General features: G+C 68.2%; 17 protein-coding genes and 2 tRNA genes. 16 read left to right on the top strand and 3 right to left on the bottom strand.

What is annotated here, in order from left to right:
* Positions 1–102 precede the first annotated feature (102 nt).
* A complete protein-coding gene (locus ACQY76_RS10305) occupies positions 103–1,344 on the top strand; it encodes a URC4/urg3 family protein (RefSeq protein ID WP_428032778.1) in 1,242 nt (413 codons plus the stop codon).
* Between the two features lie 63 nt (positions 1,345–1,407).
* Here ACQY76_RS10305 and ACQY76_RS10310 read toward each other — a convergent pair whose 3' ends face one another.
* Positions 1,408–2,373 (bottom strand): Bug family tripartite tricarboxylate transporter substrate binding protein, encoded by a 966-nt coding sequence (locus tag ACQY76_RS10310; RefSeq protein ID WP_428032779.1) that lies wholly within the window; start codon positions 2,371–2,373, stop codon positions 1,408–1,410.
* A gap of 380 nt (positions 2,374–2,753) precedes the next feature.
* Here ACQY76_RS10310 and ACQY76_RS10315 point away from each other — a divergent pair, with 380 nt between their 5' ends.
* From ACQY76_RS10315 to ACQY76_RS10340, 6 genes are all read left to right on the top strand, one after another.
* A complete protein-coding gene (locus tag ACQY76_RS10315; RefSeq protein WP_428032780.1) occupies positions 2,754–3,845 on the top strand; it encodes an ABC transporter ATP-binding protein in 1,092 nt (363 codons plus the stop codon).
* 45 nt (positions 3,846–3,890) lie between these two features.
* Positions 3,891–5,207, top strand: a complete 1,317-nt coding sequence (locus ACQY76_RS10320; protein ID WP_428032781.1) for an ABC transporter substrate-binding protein — start codon at positions 3,891–3,893, stop codon at positions 5,205–5,207.
* Positions 5,208–5,381: 174 nt separating this feature from the next.
* The gene (locus ACQY76_RS10325; protein ID WP_428032782.1) at positions 5,382–6,233 is read left to right on the top strand and encodes an ABC transporter permease; all 852 of its coding nucleotides are present in this window, start codon (positions 5,382–5,384) and stop codon (positions 6,231–6,233) included.
* A 162-nt stretch (positions 6,234–6,395) separates the two neighbouring features.
* A complete protein-coding gene (locus tag ACQY76_RS10330; RefSeq protein ID WP_428032783.1) occupies positions 6,396–7,226 on the top strand; it encodes an ABC transporter permease in 831 nt (276 codons plus the stop codon).
* A gap of 173 nt (positions 7,227–7,399) precedes the next feature.
* Positions 7,400–7,621: a hypothetical protein gene (locus ACQY76_RS10335; RefSeq protein ID WP_428032784.1), complete on the top strand. Its 222-nt coding sequence runs from the start codon at positions 7,400–7,402 to the stop codon at positions 7,619–7,621.
* 145 nt (positions 7,622–7,766) lie between these two features.
* Positions 7,767–8,051 (top strand): hypothetical protein, encoded by a 285-nt coding sequence (locus ACQY76_RS10340; protein ID WP_428032785.1) that lies wholly within the window; start codon positions 7,767–7,769, stop codon positions 8,049–8,051.
* A 160-nt stretch (positions 8,052–8,211) separates the two neighbouring features.
* Here the strand turns inward: ACQY76_RS10340 and ACQY76_RS10345 are convergent.
* Positions 8,212–8,286 (bottom strand) — tRNA-Thr (locus tag ACQY76_RS10345).
* Between the two features lie 211 nt (positions 8,287–8,497).
* Here ACQY76_RS10345 and ACQY76_RS10350 point away from each other — a divergent pair.
* The 9 genes from ACQY76_RS10350 (at position 8,498) to ACQY76_RS10390 (ending at position 14,588) form a co-directional block, all read left to right on the top strand.
* Positions 8,498–8,689 carry a hypothetical protein gene (locus ACQY76_RS10350; RefSeq protein ID WP_428032786.1) on the top strand — a complete coding sequence of 64 codons (192 nt, stop codon included), beginning with the start codon at positions 8,498–8,500 and terminating at the stop codon, positions 8,687–8,689.
* Between the two features lie 176 nt (positions 8,690–8,865).
* Complete coding sequence (murA, locus tag ACQY76_RS10355; protein WP_428032787.1) at positions 8,866–10,155, top strand: UDP-N-acetylglucosamine 1-carboxyvinyltransferase; 1,290 nt, start codon at positions 8,866–8,868, stop codon at positions 10,153–10,155.
* 88 nt (positions 10,156–10,243) lie between these two features.
* Complete coding sequence (locus tag ACQY76_RS10360; RefSeq protein ID WP_428032788.1) at positions 10,244–10,723, top strand: DUF2948 family protein; 480 nt, start codon at positions 10,244–10,246, stop codon at positions 10,721–10,723.
* A gap of 215 nt (positions 10,724–10,938) precedes the next feature.
* On the top strand, positions 10,939–12,231 hold the full coding sequence (gene hisD / locus ACQY76_RS10365; protein WP_428032789.1) for a histidinol dehydrogenase: 1,293 nt from the start codon (positions 10,939–10,941) through the stop codon (positions 12,229–12,231).
* A gap of 10 nt (positions 12,232–12,241) precedes the next feature.
* Positions 12,242–12,736 (top strand): UPF0262 family protein, encoded by a 495-nt coding sequence (locus ACQY76_RS10370; protein WP_428032790.1) that lies wholly within the window; start codon positions 12,242–12,244, stop codon positions 12,734–12,736.
* An 86-nt stretch (positions 12,737–12,822) separates the two neighbouring features.
* Positions 12,823–13,230 carry a low molecular weight phosphatase family protein gene (locus ACQY76_RS10375; protein WP_428032985.1) on the top strand — a complete coding sequence of 136 codons (408 nt, stop codon included), beginning with the start codon at positions 12,823–12,825 and terminating at the stop codon, positions 13,228–13,230.
* A gap of 103 nt (positions 13,231–13,333) precedes the next feature.
* On the top strand, positions 13,334–13,957 hold the full coding sequence (locus ACQY76_RS10380; protein ID WP_428032791.1) for a Maf-like protein: 624 nt from the start codon (positions 13,334–13,336) through the stop codon (positions 13,955–13,957).
* On the top strand, positions 13,954–14,169 hold the full coding sequence (gene yacG, locus ACQY76_RS10385; protein WP_428032792.1) for a DNA gyrase inhibitor YacG: 216 nt from the start codon (positions 13,954–13,956) through the stop codon (positions 14,167–14,169). The genes ACQY76_RS10380 and yacG overlap by 4 nt, the downstream gene beginning before the upstream one ends.
* A 343-nt stretch (positions 14,170–14,512) precedes the next feature.
* Positions 14,513–14,588, top strand: a tRNA-Phe gene (locus ACQY76_RS10390).
* Between the two features lie 61 nt (positions 14,589–14,649).
* On the opposite strand, the gene ACQY76_RS10395 is transcribed toward ACQY76_RS10390, so the two are convergent.
* Entirely contained in the window at positions 14,650–15,651 is a 1,002-nt protein-coding gene (locus ACQY76_RS10395) for a tyrosine-type recombinase/integrase (protein WP_425106605.1), read from the bottom strand.
* Between the last annotated feature and the right edge of the window lie 27 nt (positions 15,652–15,678).

Consider the following 15,678-nt stretch of genomic DNA (forward strand, 5'->3'; position numbering starts at 1 on the left):
TCATCGCAGAGCCGTCCGGAAGGGGCATCCTTCGAGGCTCGCTGCGCTCGCACCTCAGGATGACGTCGCTCCGGCACGACGTCGGAGCAAGAAAGTACCTTCATGACCCTGCCCAATAGGACCCCGCCCGAACTCGCCGCGCTGCGCACGCCTGCCGCCGTGCGGGCGCGCAGCCATCAGGTGCTCGACTACGTGCAGGCAGGGCGCTCGCCGCACTTCACCGTCGATATGGCGGCGCTGGAAGGGGTGGCGGACTATGTGGCGGATGTGACGCGGCAGGATTATCCGACCCTCGACATTCCCTATCACAGTCGCTGGCGGCACTTCGATGCCGGCGGCGTCGGGCGATGGCCGGCGCTGGCGGGCCGGATGACGACGGTGGACGCGGCCGAGCGCGCCCGCACCATGATCGACCTCGCTGTGGTGAGCGTGCTGCTCGACGCCGGGGCGGGCGACGCCTGGCGCTACCATGAGGCGAGGAGCGGACTCAGCATCGGCCGTTCGGAAGGGCTGGCCGTGGCGAGCCTCAACATGTTCGAGGCCGGCGGCTTTTCCTCCGATCCCGCCCAACCGCTGCGCGCCGACGCGCCGGCGCTGCTCGCCCTCGATGCGGCGACGCTCGGCCGGTATTTCCAGGTGTCGGACGACAACCCGCTGGTCGGGCTGGCGGGACGCGCGGCGCTGCTGAACCGCCTCGGCGCGGCGGTGGCGGAGCGGCCGGACGTGTTCGCCGGCGGCCAGCGGGCGGGCGGGCTCTACGACAGTCTCGCCCCGCAGGCGCATATGGGCCGCCTGCCGGCGGACCGCATCCTCAAGGCGCTGCTCGACGGAATGTCCGGCATCTGGCCCTCGGGGCTGGAGGTGGCGGGCGTGGCGCTGGGCGATGTCGGGCGGCATCCGGCGGTGCGGATGGAAGACCAGTCCGACCAGCTCGTGCCGTTTCACAAGCTGTCGCAATGGCTCACCTATTCGCTGCTGGAGCCCTTCGAGGCCTCGGGCCTCGCCATCACCGAGCTCGACGCGCTCACCGCCCTGCCGGAATACCGCAATGGCGGGCTGCTGGTCGATCTCGGCGCCATCGTGCCGCGCCAGCCGCTCGACCCGGCGCGCAAACACGCCGTGTCGTCCGAAATGGTGGTGGAGTGGCGCGCGCTCACCGTGGCGCTGATGGACCGGCTCGCCGACCGGGTGCGCGAGCGGCTGGGCCTCGATCCCGCGCAGTTCCCGCTCGCCAAGCTGCTGCAGGGCGGCACCTGGACCGCGGGGCGCCGCATCGCCGCCGAGCGCCGCCCGCCCGCCGGCCCGCCGCCGATCGCCATCGACGCCGACGGCACGGTGTTCTGAACCCTTCGTCATCCCGGCTCTGCGCTGCGCTTCGGCCGGGATGACGCCCTCGTCAGATGATCCTCAGTCCAGCTGCGCGCCCGTCGCCTTGACGATCGGCGCCCATTTGGCGATTTCCTTCTTCACGTGCTCGCCCAGTTCCTCCGGCGTCGAGCCGACGGAGACGGCGCTGAAATCGGCGAGGCGCGCCTGCACCTTGGGGTCTTCCAACGCCTTGTTGGCGGCGGCGTTAAGCTTGGCCACAACATCAGGCGGCGTGCCGGCCGGGGCGAAGATGGCATTCCAGGTATAGGTCTCGTAGCCGGGCACCGCCTCGGCGATGGCCGGCACGTCCGGGAAGGACGGCGCGCGCTTCGCCGTAGTGACGCCCAGTGCCCGCAGCTTGCCGGACTTGATGTGGCTGGTGGAGGAGGGGAGGTTGTCGAACATGATCGGCACCTGGCCGGACAGCACGTCGATCAGCGCCGGGCCGGCGCCCTGATAGGGAATGTGCTGCATGTCGACATCCGCCATGCTCTTGAACAGCTCGCCCGAGAGGTGCAGCGGCGTGCCGTTGCCGGAGGAGGCGTAGGAATACTTGCCGGGCTCCTTCTTGAGCAGGGCGATCAGCTCCTCGGTGGTCTTGGCCGGGAAGTCCGGGTTCACCACCAGAACGTTCGGCACCACGACCAGCAGCGACACCGGCGCGAAGCTGGTAACGGGGTCATAGGGCATCTTCTTGTAGAGCGTCGGGTTCAGCGCGTGGGTGGCGACCGTGCCCATCAGAATGGTGTAGCCGTCCGGGGTCGCCTTGGCGACCTGCGCCGCGCCGAGATTGCCGCCGGCGCCGCCCTTGTTCTCCACCACCACGGACTGGCCCAGCTCCGCGCTCATGCGCTCGGCGATCAGCCGGCCGACGAGATCGGTGGAGCCGCCGGCGGCGAAGGGGATGACCAGCGTGACCGGTCGGGTGGGGTAATCCTGCGCGACGGCCGCGCCGGTCAAGACGAGCGAAGCCATGGTGGCGGCGGCGAAAAGCGTGCGTAGCATCGGGCGATCTCCCTGTTGTCCGCGCCCCATGCGCGGGCGTGCCTCTGCGGGCCCTTGGTCTATCTAGAGTGCTGCAACGAGACGTCACGCTCAATCCGCCATGCGTCGCAGATCGGGCAATTCGTCGACCGAGGGGCGCGACAGGCCAGACGATCACCCCGCAGGGCGCGGGGGCTTGGATGCAATCGCAGCATTCGGCGCCATTTCTGCCTGTTCCCTAGGCAGCGAGCCGGCCTGTGGGGTACTCTGCTGCGGGCCAACGGGCGGCCGCCTACTCGCGCGCAGGCCGGGCCAGCATTCGCGGCAGGGTTGCCACGACTGGCATATCGCTTGCGAGAGGCACCGCCTGTTCGGAGCAGTAGGGGAGCCATGCCGACCACATGAGCAAGGGCGCCGACATTGAACTCATTGACGTTACAAAGCGCTACGGCGCCGCGCTGGCGGTTGATTCCGTCTCGCTGAAGATTCCGGCCGGCACCTATTGTTGCCTGCTCGGCCCCTCCGGCTGCGGCAAAACCACCACGCTGCGCATGATCGCCGGGCATGAGAGCATCACCGAAGGCGACATCCGCCTCGGGCCGACCGTGGTGTCGGACCTGCCGCCGGCCAAGCGCGGCACGGCGATGATGTTCCAGAGCTACGCGCTCTTCCCCCATCTCGACACAGTCGACAATGTCGCCTTCTCGCTGAAGATGAAGGGGGTCGACAAGGCGGCACGACGGGCCAAGGCGATGGAGATGCTGAAGCTGGTGCAGATGGACCACCTGGCCGAACGCCGTCCCGCGCAGCTGTCCGGCGGGCAGCAGCAACGGGTGGCGCTGGCGCGCGCGCTGATCACCGACCCGCAGGCGCTGCTGCTGGACGAGCCGCTCTCCGCGCTCGACCCGTTCCTCAAGATCAAGGTGCGGCAGGAGCTGAAGAAGCTGCAGCTGCAGCTCGGCATTTCCTTCATCCATGTCACTCACAGCCAGGAGGAGGCGATGGCGCTCTCCGACCTGGTGGTGGTGATGAATGGCGGACGGATCGAGCAGGCGGGCACGCCGCGCGAGGTGTTCAACCGCCCCGCCACCGCTTTTGTGGCCCGCTTCATGGGCGACCACAACGTCATTGCCGGCCGGGTGACGGCGGTGGGCGAGGACGTGACCTTCGAGGTGCCGGGCGGGGCTTCCTTCCGGGCGCCCGCCGCGCCGGGGCTGGAGCCGGGCGTGCCGGTGGAGATTGCTGTGCGCACCGACCGGGTGCGGCTGGGCGGCGACACGCTGCCGGGCTGCGGCCTCACCGGCCTGGTGCAGAACATCGAATATCACGGCCAGAAGGTGCAGGTGGCGCTGGCCGCCCCGGGTGTCAGCGAGTTTTCGGTGCAGGTGCCCGAGACCGCCTTCTTCGCGGCACCGCTCAGCGTCGGCGACGCCGTGCCGCTCGCCTGGACACCGCAGGATGTTCACATCCTCAAAGCCTCGCCCTCGGCCTGAACCCTACCGACCCACGCCAATGCCGATAACGCTCGGGAGACATCAATGAGCAAGAAGATCACGGATCGCGCCGGTGCCGCCACCACCACCCCCGCCGCCGGCGTGAGCCGCCGCGGCCTGCTGAAGGGGGCGGCGGCGCTCGGCGGCCTCGCCGTCGGCGGCCAGGCGGTGACCGGCTTTCCGACCGTCTGGGCGCAGAACCCGATCACGCTGCGCCAGTTCGGCACCGGCGTCTCGAACCTCAACGCCATCGCCGAGAAGTGCAAGGCGGACCTCGGCATCACCCTGCAGATGACGGCGCTCGATTCCGACGCGGTGTCGCAGCGCGTGGTGACGCAGGCGAACTCCTTCGACATCGCCGATATCGAATACTGGATCTGCAAGAAAGTGTTCGCCGCCGGCACGCTGCAGCCGATGGACGTCAACAAGATCAAGTATTACGACCAGATCGTGCCGATCTTCACCACTGGCAAGCTGACGCCGGAATCGGTGGTCGCGCAGGGCACGGCGCCCAACACGGTCGGCTTCGTCGAGGGGCCGGATTCCAAGAAGTTCGCGCCCGCGCCCACCCAGTGGATGACGCTGATCCCGACCATCTACAATGCCGACACGCTCGGCATCCGCCCGGACCTGGTCGGGCGGCCGATCAAGAACTGGAAGGACATTCTCGACCCCGCCTTCAAGGGCAAGACCTCGATCCTCAACATTCCGTCCATCGGCATCATGGACGCGGCGATGATCTGCGAGAGCGCCGGCATCATCAAGTACGGCGACAAGGGCAACATGACCAAGGCGGAGATCGACACCACGATCGATTTCCTCATCAAGACCAAGAAGGCCGGCCAGTTCCGCGCCTTCTGGAAGACCTTCGACGAAAGCGTGAACCTCATGGCCTCGGGCGAGGTCGTCATCCAGTCCATGTGGTCGCCGGCCGTGGCGGCGGTGCGCTCGAAGGGCATTCCCTGCGTCTACCAGCCGCTGGAAGAAGGCTACCGCGCCTGGGGCGGCGGCCTCGGCATCGCCAAGCACCTGAAGGGCGCGCAGCTCGACGCGGCGTATGAATACATCAACTGGTATCTCTCCGGCTGGGTCGGCGCCTATCTCAACCGGCAGGGCTATTATTCCGCCGTGCTCTCCACCGCCGAAAAGAACATGACGCCGGACGAATGGGCGTTCTGGATGCTCGGCCAGCCCGCCAAGACCGACATCCTCTCGCCGGAAGGCAAGGTGATGTACACGGCCGGCACGGTGCGCGACGGCGGCTCCTTCAAGGAACGCATGGGCGCGGTCGCCTGCTGGAACTCGGTGATGGACGAGGACCGCTACATGGTCCGCCGCTGGAACGAGTTCATCGCCGCGTAAGGCACCCCGAGGCGGAGCGTGCCCGCGTGCTTCGAGGCTCGCTCCGCCCGCACCTCAGCATGACGAGGGGGAAGAGCCTATCGCACTCCTCCCTCACAACGTCATCCTGAGGTGCCGGGCGAGGCCCGGCCTCGAAGGATGTTCGTGAATGCCGCCCTTGACCGGAAGCCCCGCATGACCCTGTCCCGCTTCGCGCCCTACCTTCAGGCGACGCCGCTGACGCTGATCCTGGCGGCGTTCCTCGTGCTGCCGATCGCCACCATCGTCATGGTGAGCTTCTGGGACTATGATTCGATCCAGATCTTCCCGGCCTTCGTCTTCACCAATTACGAGGAGACAATCACCTCGCCGGTGACCTGGAGCACCTATCTCAATACGCTGAAATACACCGTCATCGTCTGGGCGGTGACGCTCGTCGTCGGCTTCTGGGTCGCCTATTACCTCGCCTTCCACATCCGCTCGGCCACCATGCAGATGGTGCTGTTCCTCGTCTGCACCATTCCGTTCCTGACCTCGAACATCATCCGCATGATCTCGTGGATCCCATTCCTCGGGCGCAACGGGCTGCTGAACCAGACGCTGATGACCATGGGCGTCATCGACCAGCCGCTGGAATTCCTGCTGTTCTCGGATTTCGCGGTGGTTCTGGCGATGGTGCATCTCTACACGCTGTTCATGGTCACCCCGATCTTCAACACGCTGATGCGCATCGACCGGGCGCTGATCGAGGCGGCGCGCGACGCGGGCGCCAACGCCTTCCAGATCCTCACCAATGTCATCATCCCGCTCGCCAAGCCCGGCATCGCCATCGGCTCGATCTTCGTGGTGACTCTCGTCATGGGCGACTTCATCACCGTGCGCTTCATGTCCGGCGGGCAGTCCGCCTCGGTGGGGCTGATGATGGCGAACCAGATCGCGCTGCTGCAATACCCGGCGGCGGCGGCCAATGCGGTGATCCTGCTGGCCCTCGTGCTGCTGCTGGTCGCCGGCATCCTGCGCATCGTCAACATCCGCAAGGAGCTGTGAGATGGCGGGGCCGGCGCGCGCGACGAACATTCTTGGAGGCCCGGCTGCTGGCGGGGCACCTCGGGACGACGTGTTTCTGCTGGAGCCGTGCGCCGTCATGCTGAGGTGCGAGCGCGAGCGAGCCTCGAAGCACGCAGGCGTGCTCGATAGGGAGGGACGCTGATGAACTCGGAAAAGCGCGGCGCCGGTTTCTACGTGCTCACCGCCTTCTTCATCCTGTTCGTGCTGTTCCTCTACGGGCCGCTCTCGACCATTTTCATCCTGTCCTTCCAGGGGCCGAATGGCGGGCTCACCTTCCCGATGAACGGCGTCTCGCTGCGCTGGTTCGAGAACCTGCTGTTCGAGCAGCAGGCGGTGGGCGATTTCGGCGGCGCCTTCTCGCGCTCGCTGATGCTCGGCATCATGACCATGCTGACCACCGTCGTGGTCTCGCTGCTGGCGGGCCTCGCCTTCCGCCGGCGCTTTCTCGGCAGCGGGCCGCTGTTCTACCTGACCATCGCCAGCCTGATCGTCCCCTCGATCCTCATCTCGCTGGGCATCGGTCTCGCCTTCAACGTGTTCGGGCTGGAGCCGGCCTGGTACTCCTCCGCCTTCGGCGCGCATCTGACCTGGACGCTGCCCTTCGGCCTGCTCATCATGTTCGCGGTCTTCAACCGCTTCAACCCGGCCTATGAGGAAGCGGCGCGCGACCTCGGCGCCAGCCCGTGGCAGACCTTTGCCCATGTGGTGCTGCCGATCATCCTGCCGAGCCTGATCGGCGTCGGCCTGTTCGGCTTCACCCTCTCCTATGACGAGTTCGCCCGCACGCTGATGACCTCCGGCAGCTTCAACACCCTGCCGCTGGAGATCTACGGCATGACCACAAATGTCACCACGCCGGTGCTCTACGCGCTCGGTACGGTGACGACGCTGTTCTCCATGGCGATCATCCTCATCGCGCTGGCCACCATCGCGGTGCTGCGCAAGCGCCGCGCCCGGCGGCTGGCGGGCTGACCTCCGGGCGCTTGCCCCAGCGGAAACCATGTCGGCTGAACGACTTGCGGGCACATGTCGGCGCGTCTGGCAGGGAACCGGATGGATCATGGCCGGTTGGTATCAACAATAAGCCGCGTGACCGCGCGGTCATCTCGCGCGGGATGAAGGCGCGGCGTCACGGGAGAGACGCCATGAACATCTGCACGACGGACCGCAGCATTTGCGACCTGCTCCACGAGGTGGCCAAGGACGAGCGCAAGCACGCGTTAACCATCAAGCTGCGCAGCGGCGACATGATCACCGCCTATGGCCCGATCGAGGTCGCCGACCGCTTCATGCTGTGCCGGCTGCATGATGGGAATTACGATGGTAGCCAGCTGATCGCGCTCGACACCATCGAGTTCATCCGCTGACCGATGCCGGGCAGGGTCGGTCGCCAGGGCGGGGCCGCTCCCCTGTTGCGGCCGCCCGGATTTGCTAGACTGACGTAACGGCCCCAACCGGGCGGGCCGGCGGTCGCCTCGTCACGCTGCGACCACATCATGCGGGAGCCGAAACATGCGACACGCCCTTTTTCTCTCCACCGCGCTGGTTTTTGCGGCCTCATCGGCCTCGGCGGAAACGCGGTCGACCACTATGAGCTGCGCGCAGGTGAGCGCATTGGTGCAGGAGCGCGGGCAGGTGGTGTTTGACACCGGCGGCGGCGAACTCAGCCGCGTCGTCGCCAATCCGAGTTCCTGCGACCCCAGCCAGGACGGCGCGCCGAGCTGGATTCCCTCGCAGGACCAGAGCCAGTGCCTCGCCGGCTATCGCTGCCAGGAGCGCCAAGGCCACGGCAACTGACGCAAGCGCGGGCCTCGATCGGCGGCAAGCGGGACGGCGCAGCGATGCCCCGCGTGCCGCTCAGGAGGCCATTCCGGCTTGGGAGTCGCGCTGCTGAAGCACGAACGAAGCGCGCAAAGGCCCCGAAACGCAACGCCTGACATCTGTCGATGAATTGGGATGGTGCTGCGAGAGAGGATTGAACTCTCGACCTCTCCCTTACCAAGGGAGTGCTCTACCACTGAGCTACCGCAGCGCCGGGTGCGGCGGACATGGCCCGCCAAGGCGCGGGGACGTTTGCCACAGCGCGCCCGTCGGCGCAAGCGTCGGGTGCGCAATTCGCTGTGCCCTGTGCATGGCGTCGGCCCGGCGCGGCCGGCGCGGCCATCGCTTTCACTGGGGCGAGGTGGGTATTAAGGCTGGTGACGGCGGCGGCTATAGGCGTCGGCTGGCAGGGAGGCAGTGGAATGAGCGGCCAGGAGGAGAGCGCCCGTGCCGAGCGGATGGCGGCGGCGCTGCGCGAGAACCTCAAGCGGCGCAAGCAGCAGGCGCGGGGCCGGCAGGCGCCCGCCGGGGTACCTTCGCCCATGGCGGACGTCGCAGACGTCTCATCCGCCGCGCCGGACGGCGATCCCGATCGACGCGAGGGCGAAGGCTGAGCCGCGTTGTCGCGCCCGGCGACACGCGGTAGAGATTTGCGGGAATTGACGATGGGGCGCCACGAATCGGCCCCATCGCCCATACATGTCGCGGCGGAAAGTGCCGGACGCGACGGCGGCCCGTCTTCCGGGCATGCATCGTGCCGTTGGCCACGCTGGTAGGAGCATCGAATTTCATGGACCGCATCCGCATCGTCGGCGGCAACCCGCTCAACGGGACCATTCCGATTTCCGGCGCCAAGAACGCCGCCCTGCCGCTGATGATCGCGGGCCTGCTGACCGACGAGAAGCTGGTGCTGGAAAACGTGCCGCGCCTCGCCGACGTGTCGCAGCTGCAGCGTATCCTCGGCAATCACGGCATCGACATCACGGTGAACGGCAAGCGGCGGGGCGACGATGCCTATGCCGGCCAGACGCTGGAGATCGACGCGCGGGTGATCGTCGACACCACCGCGCCCTATGAGCTGGTCTCGAAGATGCGGGCGAGCTTCTGGGTGATCGCGCCGCTGCTGGCGCGCATGGGCGAGGCCAAGGTGTCGCTGCCGGGCGGCTGCGCCATCGGCACGCGGCCGGTGGATTTCCATCTCGACGCGTTGCGGGCGCTCGGCGCCGACATCGAGATCGATGCGGGCTATGTGATCGCCCGCGCTCCGAAGGGCCTGAAGGGCGCGCGGATCGTGTTCCCGAAGGTGTCGGTTGGCGCCACCCACACCGCGATGATGGCCGCGAGCCTCGCCGATGGCGAGACCATCATCGAGGGCGCGGCCTGCGAGCCGGAGATCGTCGATGTGGCGGACTGCATCAATGCCATGGGCGGGCGTATCGAGGGGCAGGGCACCCCGACCCTCCGCATCGTCGGCGTGCCGCGCCTCAAGGGTGCGCGCCACTGCGTGCTGCCGGATCGCATCGAGACCGGCACCTATGCGATGGCGGTGGCGATGACCGGCGGCGACGTGCTGCTTTCCGGCGCGCGGGCCGACCTGCTGGACACGGCGCTCGATACGCTGCGCGAAGCGGGCGCGGAGATCACTGTTTCCAATGAGGGGCTGCGGGTGACGCGCAACGGCGCCGGCATTTCCCCGGTCACGGTGACGACGGCACCGTTCCCCGGCTTTCCCACCGACCTGCAGGCGCAGTTGATGGCGCTGACCACGCGGGCGGGCGGCACCTCGCGCATTACCGAGACCATCTTCGAGAACCGCTTCATGCATGTGCAGGAGCTGGCCCGGCTTGGCGCGCGCATCCATCTCGACGGCGAGACCGCGACCATCGAGGGCGTGGAGCGGCTGAAGGGCGCGCCTGTCATGGCCACCGATCTGCGCGCCTCGGTGTCGCTGGTCATCGGAGCGCTAGCCGCCGAGGGCGAGAGCATGATCCACCGGGTCTACCATCTCGATCGCGGCTTCGAGCGGCTGGAGGAGAAGCTCTCCGCCTGCGGCGCCGAAATCGAGCGGCTGGCGGGCTGAGCGGCCGGCTTCGTGCTTACGGTGCCCCCTTGTCCTGCGCCCAGCGCAGCGCCATCTGGGCCTCATGTGAGGTGGCGGAGATGACGACATGGCCGGCTTGAAGCTGATTGCGCTCGACAGCGAGGATCTCGCGGTGCTCTCGGTGCATCTGCAGGACGCGGTGGTCGCGGTGAGCGACATGACCTTCCTGCCGAAGGAGCGGCGCTTCGTGCTGCTGGCCAACCGGTTCGACTGGGAAAAGGCGATTCAGGCGGAGGCGATGGCCGATGCGGACGCGCCGCTCGGCGCGGCGGCTGCGGCAGCAGGCCCCTGCGTGCGCCGTCGCTCCGGGCTGCGCTTCGAGCGGGTGCTCGGCGCGCGGGTGCGCGGGATCGATCTCAAGAACAAGCAGGGCCTGCTGAACCTGCTGGCGCTGAGCTTCGACGAGGTGGACACGCCCTCCGGCACGGTCACGCTGCTGTTCTCCGGCGGCGCGGAGGTGCAGCTCGACCTCGAATGCATGGAAGCGGCGCTGGAGGATCTCGGCCCCGCCTGGGACGCCAAGGGCACGCCCTGCCACGAGGCGTGAGCGGGCCGTCGCGGCCCCGCCGGCGCCGGCGATGAGCGCGCCACCGAGCGCGTCGCGTAGGCCGCTGTCTGAATGTCCTTGTCTTCGGCGAGCCCGGTTGCGATAGGACAGGCGGAACAGGTAAGTGCGCGCCGGCGCGACCTGATGCCCGCCCCGGCGATGGCGCGGGCCGCAGGCGCCCGACGCGCGGCACCGCCGACCCGCAGGACCCCGACATGCCGCTTCGCCTCGACACACGCTCTCCCGACTTTGCAGACCGCTTCCGCGCCTTTCTCGGCACCAAGCGCGAGGTGTCGCCCGATGTGGCGCAGGCGGTGGCGCATATTGTCGAAGAGGTGCGCCAGCGCGGCGACGCGGCGCTGATCGATTTTTCCAGAACCTTCGACCGCGTCGATCTGGCCGCGCTGGGCATCCGCGTGACGGCTGACGAGATCGCCGCCGCGGTGAAGGCCAGCGACCCGGAGACGCTGGAGGCGCTCGCCTTCGCGCATGGCCGCATCCGCTCCCATCACCAGAGGCAGCTTCCGACAAGCGGGCGCTATGTCGACGCCGCCGGCGTCGAACTCGGCCATCGCTGGACGGCGGTGGACGCGGTGGGGCTTTATGTGCCCGGCGGCACGGCTGCCTATCCCTCTTCCGTGCTGATGAACGCCGTGCCGGCCAAGGTGGCGGGGGTAGGGCGCCTTGCCATGGTGGTTCCCTCGCCGGACGGCGTGCTGAACCCGCTGGTGCTCGCTGCTGCCGACCTTGCCGGCGTCGACGAGGTGTACCGGGTGGGTGGCGCGCAGGCCATCGCCGCGCTGGCCTACGGCACCGCCACCATCGCGCCCGTCGCCAAGATCGTCGGGCCCGGCAATGCCTATGTGGCGGCGGCCAAGCGCCATGTGTTCGGCACGGTCGGCATCGACATGGTGGCGGGCCCCTCCGAGGTGCTAGTGATTGCCGATGGTGCGCAGAACCCGGACTGGATCGCCGCCGATCTTCTCGCCCAGGCCGAGCACGATACCGCCGCGCAGTCCATCCTGATGACCGACGACGCGGCGCTGGCCGAGGCGGTGATCGCCGCCGTGGAACGCCAGCTCGCCACCCTGCCGCGCCGTGCCATCGCGGCGAGGAGCTGGGACGAATTCGGCGCGGTGATCCTGCTCGCCAGCCTCGACGAGGCGCCGGCGCTGGCCAACCGCATCGCCCCCGAGCATCTCGAGATCATGGCGGCCGATGCCGAGGCGCTGGCCGGGCGCGTGCACCATGCCGGGGCCATTTTCCTCGGCGCCTACACGCCGGAGGCGATCGGCGACTATGTCGGCGGCTCCAACCATGTGCTGCCGACCGCGCGCTCCGCCCGTTTCTCCTCGGGCCTTGGCGTGCTGGACTTCATGAAGCGCACCTCTATCCTCAAATGCGGGCCCGAGCAGCTTCGTGCACTCGGCCCGGCGGCAATCGCCCTCGGCGAGGCGGAAGGGCTCGGCGCCCATGCCCGTTCCGTCGCGATCCGGCTGAACCTTTGACAGGCGTGCCATGGCCGGGGATGACGCGCATGCAGAGACCCGCCGCCTGACGGCCGTGACGCTGGACAGCGCCTCGATCGGCCGGTCCAATGTCGATGTCGAGCATGAGCGGGCCGTCGCCATCTATGACCTGCTGGCGGAAAACAGCTTCGCCCCGCAGGGCGACCCTGCGCCCGGCCCCTATCATCTCGCCATCTCGCTGAGCGAGGGGCGCCTCGTGCTCAATGTCACCCGCGAGGACGGCGCCCCGGTCGTGCAGCATCAGCTGTCGCTCAGCCCGCTGCGCCGGGTGGTGCGCGATTATTTCATGGTCTGCGAGAGCTATTACTCGGCGATCCGCACCTCCAGCCCGTCGCAGATCGAGGCCATCGACATGGGCCGGCGCGGCCTGCACAACGAAGCCTCCGAGTTGCTGCAGGCGCGGCTGAAGGACAAGATCGATCTCGATTTCGGCACGGCCCGGCGCCTGTTCACGCTGGTCTGCGCCCTGCACTGGAAAGGCTGAGCGTGGACGCGCCCGGCGCCTTCGGGGGTGCAGCGGCCGGGCCCGGCCCGGCGCCCCGCCGCGAGAGGCCGCAATCGGTGCTGTTCATGTGCGGGCAGAACAGCGTGCGCTCTCCCATGGCCGCGGTGCTGACGCGGCATTTGTTCGGCCGCTCGCTCTATGTCGGCTCGGCCGGCGTGCTGAAGGGCGAGGCCGATCCCTTCGTCGCCGCCGCCATCGACGAGGTGGGGCTGGACCTCTCCCGCCACCGGCCGCAGACGCTTGAGGAGCTCGAGGAGAATGAGGGACTCGGCTTCGACCTGGTCGTTACGCTGTCGCCCGACGCCCATCACCGCGCGCTGGAACTGACGCGTACCAACGCCATCGACGTGGAATATTGGCCGACCCCGGATCCGACGCTGGCAAGCGGCAACCGCGAGCAACGGCTCGACGCCTATCGCACGGTGCGCGACGATCTGGAGCGCCGCATCCGCGCCCGCTTCCGGCCGCGATGAGCGGGGTGGAAGATCGCGAAAAGCGTTCAACTTTGGCCGCACATGTTCTAGCGTGCCGGCGAATTGGACCGCCGGGCCTGTCGGCGGAAGAGGGAGTGACTGCGTGAGCGCCCGCCCGACATTGGTGCTGGCCTCGGGTTCGCCGCGCCGGTTGGCGCTGCTGGCCCAGGCCGGAATCGAACCCGACGCCCTGCTGCCGGCCGATATCGACGAAACGCCCGAGCGCGGCGAGCTTCCCCGCCGCCTGGCGCTGCGCCTGGCGCGCGAGAAGCTGGACGCCTCCGACGCCCGCCGCCGCGCGCTGGGCGCGCATGAGGGCGCCTTCCTGCTCGCCGCCGACACGGTGGTGGCGGTGGGGCGGCGCATCCTGCCCAAGCCCGACGTGGCGGAAGAGGCGGCGGATTGCCTGCGCCTGCTCTCCGGCCGCGCCCACCGCGTCTATACCGGCCTGGCGCTGATGACGCCCAAGGGCGGCGTGCGCACCCGCCTCGTCGAGACACGCGTGCGGTTCAAGCGGCTTTCGCGCGAAGAGATGGACGCCTACATCGCGGCGCGCGAATGGGAGGGCAAGGCCGGCGGCTACGCCATACAGGGCCTTGCCGGCGTGTTCGTGGTGAAGCTGGTCGGCTCCTATACCAATGTGGTCGGCCTGCCGCTGGCCGAGACCGTGGCGCTGCTCGGCGGCGAGCGCTTCCCGGTTTTCCAGCGCTGGGGCAACCCGGAATGAGCGCCGACACGCCCCCCGAGGCCGGTGGCAAGCCATGCCCGATCTGCGGCAAGCCGATGACGGTGAAGTACAAGCCCTTCTGCTCCGCCCGCTGCGCGGATGTCGACCTGCACCGCTGGCTCAGCGGCGCCTATGCCATTCCGGTGACCGAGAATGACGACGAGGATGGCGAGGAGCCCTCGCTCGCCCCGAGGCCGCCGCGCGAGGTCTGAGGGCGCGGCCATGTGCCTTTGAGGAAGATGCCCCACTCCCCCCGGGCTAGCCTGCCGAGAGGGGCTGGACGGCATCGGCCGCGCGGCGATCCCAGCTTCTGTGCAAGCGCAGTCGTGGCCGAAGGCAGCGGCCCGTGCCGGCGATCCGTGCCGGCACGCCCCGGATCGCCCCAACCCCTCTCCCGCAACACCGGCGTTCCTGCGGGGCAAGCGACAGCCCGGCCTGGCCAGGATCGGCTTGGCTGGGGAAAGCCCGAATTTCCCTTTCGGGACATATGGACAGGGCGAAGCCAAGACTCTATAACCCGCCCGCTCCGCATGGCTTAAGGCCATTGCCGGCTACGCCCAGGTAGCTCAGTTGGTAGAGCATGCGACTGAAAATCGCAGTGTCGGCGGTTCGACTCCGTCCCTGGGCACCATCTACCCCCTTGATATCGCTAGAATTTTCAGCGCAAGGGGCGGTGATTTTCAGCCAGTTTGTCATATTTTCTGACCCGGTTTGACAGCCTTTGTTCTGCGGCTGTTCACTTCGTGGCCGAAGCGGCCGGCCACCTCATCCATCTTTTTCGACAGGTCCGAGCCCTGCGCGTACATCTGCGCCATGGCCTCGGTCTTCTGGCCGAGTGCGTCGGCGATGGTGCGCAGGTCGGCGCCGCTCTCGCGCAGAATCGCCGCCACCGTGTGACGCAGGCCGTAGAGCGTCAGGCCCTCGCCGATGGCGCCGGCCTTCTCCAGCGTGTGCTGCAGCTTCATCCATGACGAGTTGAAGCCGGAGACCGTCCACGGCCGGCCGCGCGAGTTGGCGCAGAGGGTGATGGCCGAGTGCGCCGGCGCCGCCGCGAGAATCTCGCGCAGCGGATCGATGACGGGCCAGATGACGCCTTCCTCGGTCTTCGACCGGCTGGTGTTGATCCGGCCGCCGGCATAGGCCGTGCGGGGCAGGGTGAGCGCATCCTTCGGCCCCAGCCCAGTAAACATCATCAGGGCCAGCGCCGGCAGCATGTGCGCCGGGGCCGCATCGAGCACCGCGTGGCGCTCCTCATCGGTCCAGCGGCGATTCTGCTTCGGCAGGCCCTTGGGGCGGCGAATGCTGCGGATGCCCTCCGCCGGGTTGTCCTTCATGTGGCCGCGCTCCTTGCCCCAGGCGAAGAGCAGGGACAGGACGGTCTTGAGATAGTTCGCGAACCAGCGCTTGTGCTTGGCCTCGGCCTTGTCGCGCAGCTTCACCACGAAGGGCGAGGTGAAGCGGGTAAGCGGCGTGTCCTCGATTGGCTTGAGATAGTCGAACACCCGCTGGTAGCCGGCCCGCGTCGTGCGGGTCAGGCGTTCGAGGAAATCCTTGCTGCCACGGTATTCCTTGATGAGGGCGCCGAGCGTGCCGGGGCGCGTCGTGGCGGCGCGCTCCTGCAGGGCCGTGATGCGGGCGCACTCCGCCAGAAATGCAGCGGTGCCGATCGGGGCCTTCACAAGATCAACCGGCATTCGGGAAGCGCGGTGATAGCACCGCAT

This window comes from Ancylobacter sp. (assembly GCF_965279025.1).
Lineage (GTDB): Bacteria > Pseudomonadota > Alphaproteobacteria > Rhizobiales > Xanthobacteraceae > Ancylobacter.

Excerpts from the sequence above, each read along its gene's own strand:
- hisD (WP_428032789.1), top strand. The coding sequence starts at position 10,939 with ATGCCGCTTCGCCTCGACACACGCTCTCCCGACTTTGCAGACCGCTTC.
- ACQY76_RS10330 (WP_428032783.1), top strand. The coding sequence starts at position 6,396 with ATGAACTCGGAAAAGCGCGGCGCCGGTTTCTACGTGCTCACCGCCTTC.
- ACQY76_RS10320 (WP_428032781.1), top strand. The coding sequence starts at position 3,891 with ATGAGCAAGAAGATCACGGATCGCGCCGGTGCCGCCACCACCACCCCC.
- ACQY76_RS10375 (WP_428032985.1), top strand. The coding sequence starts at position 12,823 with ATGTGCGGGCAGAACAGCGTGCGCTCTCCCATGGCCGCGGTGCTGACG.
- ACQY76_RS10370 (WP_428032790.1), top strand. The coding sequence starts at position 12,242 with ATGGCCGGGGATGACGCGCATGCAGAGACCCGCCGCCTGACGGCCGTG.
- ACQY76_RS10395 (WP_425106605.1), bottom strand. The coding sequence starts at position 15,651 with ATGCCGGTTGATCTTGTGAAGGCCCCGATCGGCACCGCTGCATTTCTG.
- ACQY76_RS10305 (WP_428032778.1), top strand. The coding sequence starts at position 103 with ATGACCCTGCCCAATAGGACCCCGCCCGAACTCGCCGCGCTGCGCACG.
- murA (WP_428032787.1), top strand. The coding sequence starts at position 8,866 with ATGGACCGCATCCGCATCGTCGGCGGCAACCCGCTCAACGGGACCATT.
- ACQY76_RS10325 (WP_428032782.1), top strand. The coding sequence starts at position 5,382 with ATGACCCTGTCCCGCTTCGCGCCCTACCTTCAGGCGACGCCGCTGACG.
- ACQY76_RS10315 (WP_428032780.1), top strand. The coding sequence starts at position 2,754 with ATGAGCAAGGGCGCCGACATTGAACTCATTGACGTTACAAAGCGCTAC.
- yacG (WP_428032792.1), top strand. The coding sequence starts at position 13,954 with ATGAGCGCCGACACGCCCCCCGAGGCCGGTGGCAAGCCATGCCCGATC.
- ACQY76_RS10360 (WP_428032788.1), top strand. The coding sequence starts at position 10,244 with ATGGCCGGCTTGAAGCTGATTGCGCTCGACAGCGAGGATCTCGCGGTG.
- ACQY76_RS10340 (WP_428032785.1), top strand. The coding sequence starts at position 7,767 with ATGCGACACGCCCTTTTTCTCTCCACCGCGCTGGTTTTTGCGGCCTCA.
- ACQY76_RS10310 (WP_428032779.1), bottom strand. The coding sequence starts at position 2,373 with ATGCTACGCACGCTTTTCGCCGCCGCCACCATGGCTTCGCTCGTCTTG.
- ACQY76_RS10335 (WP_428032784.1), top strand. The coding sequence starts at position 7,400 with ATGAACATCTGCACGACGGACCGCAGCATTTGCGACCTGCTCCACGAG.
- ACQY76_RS10350 (WP_428032786.1), top strand. The coding sequence starts at position 8,498 with ATGAGCGGCCAGGAGGAGAGCGCCCGTGCCGAGCGGATGGCGGCGGCG.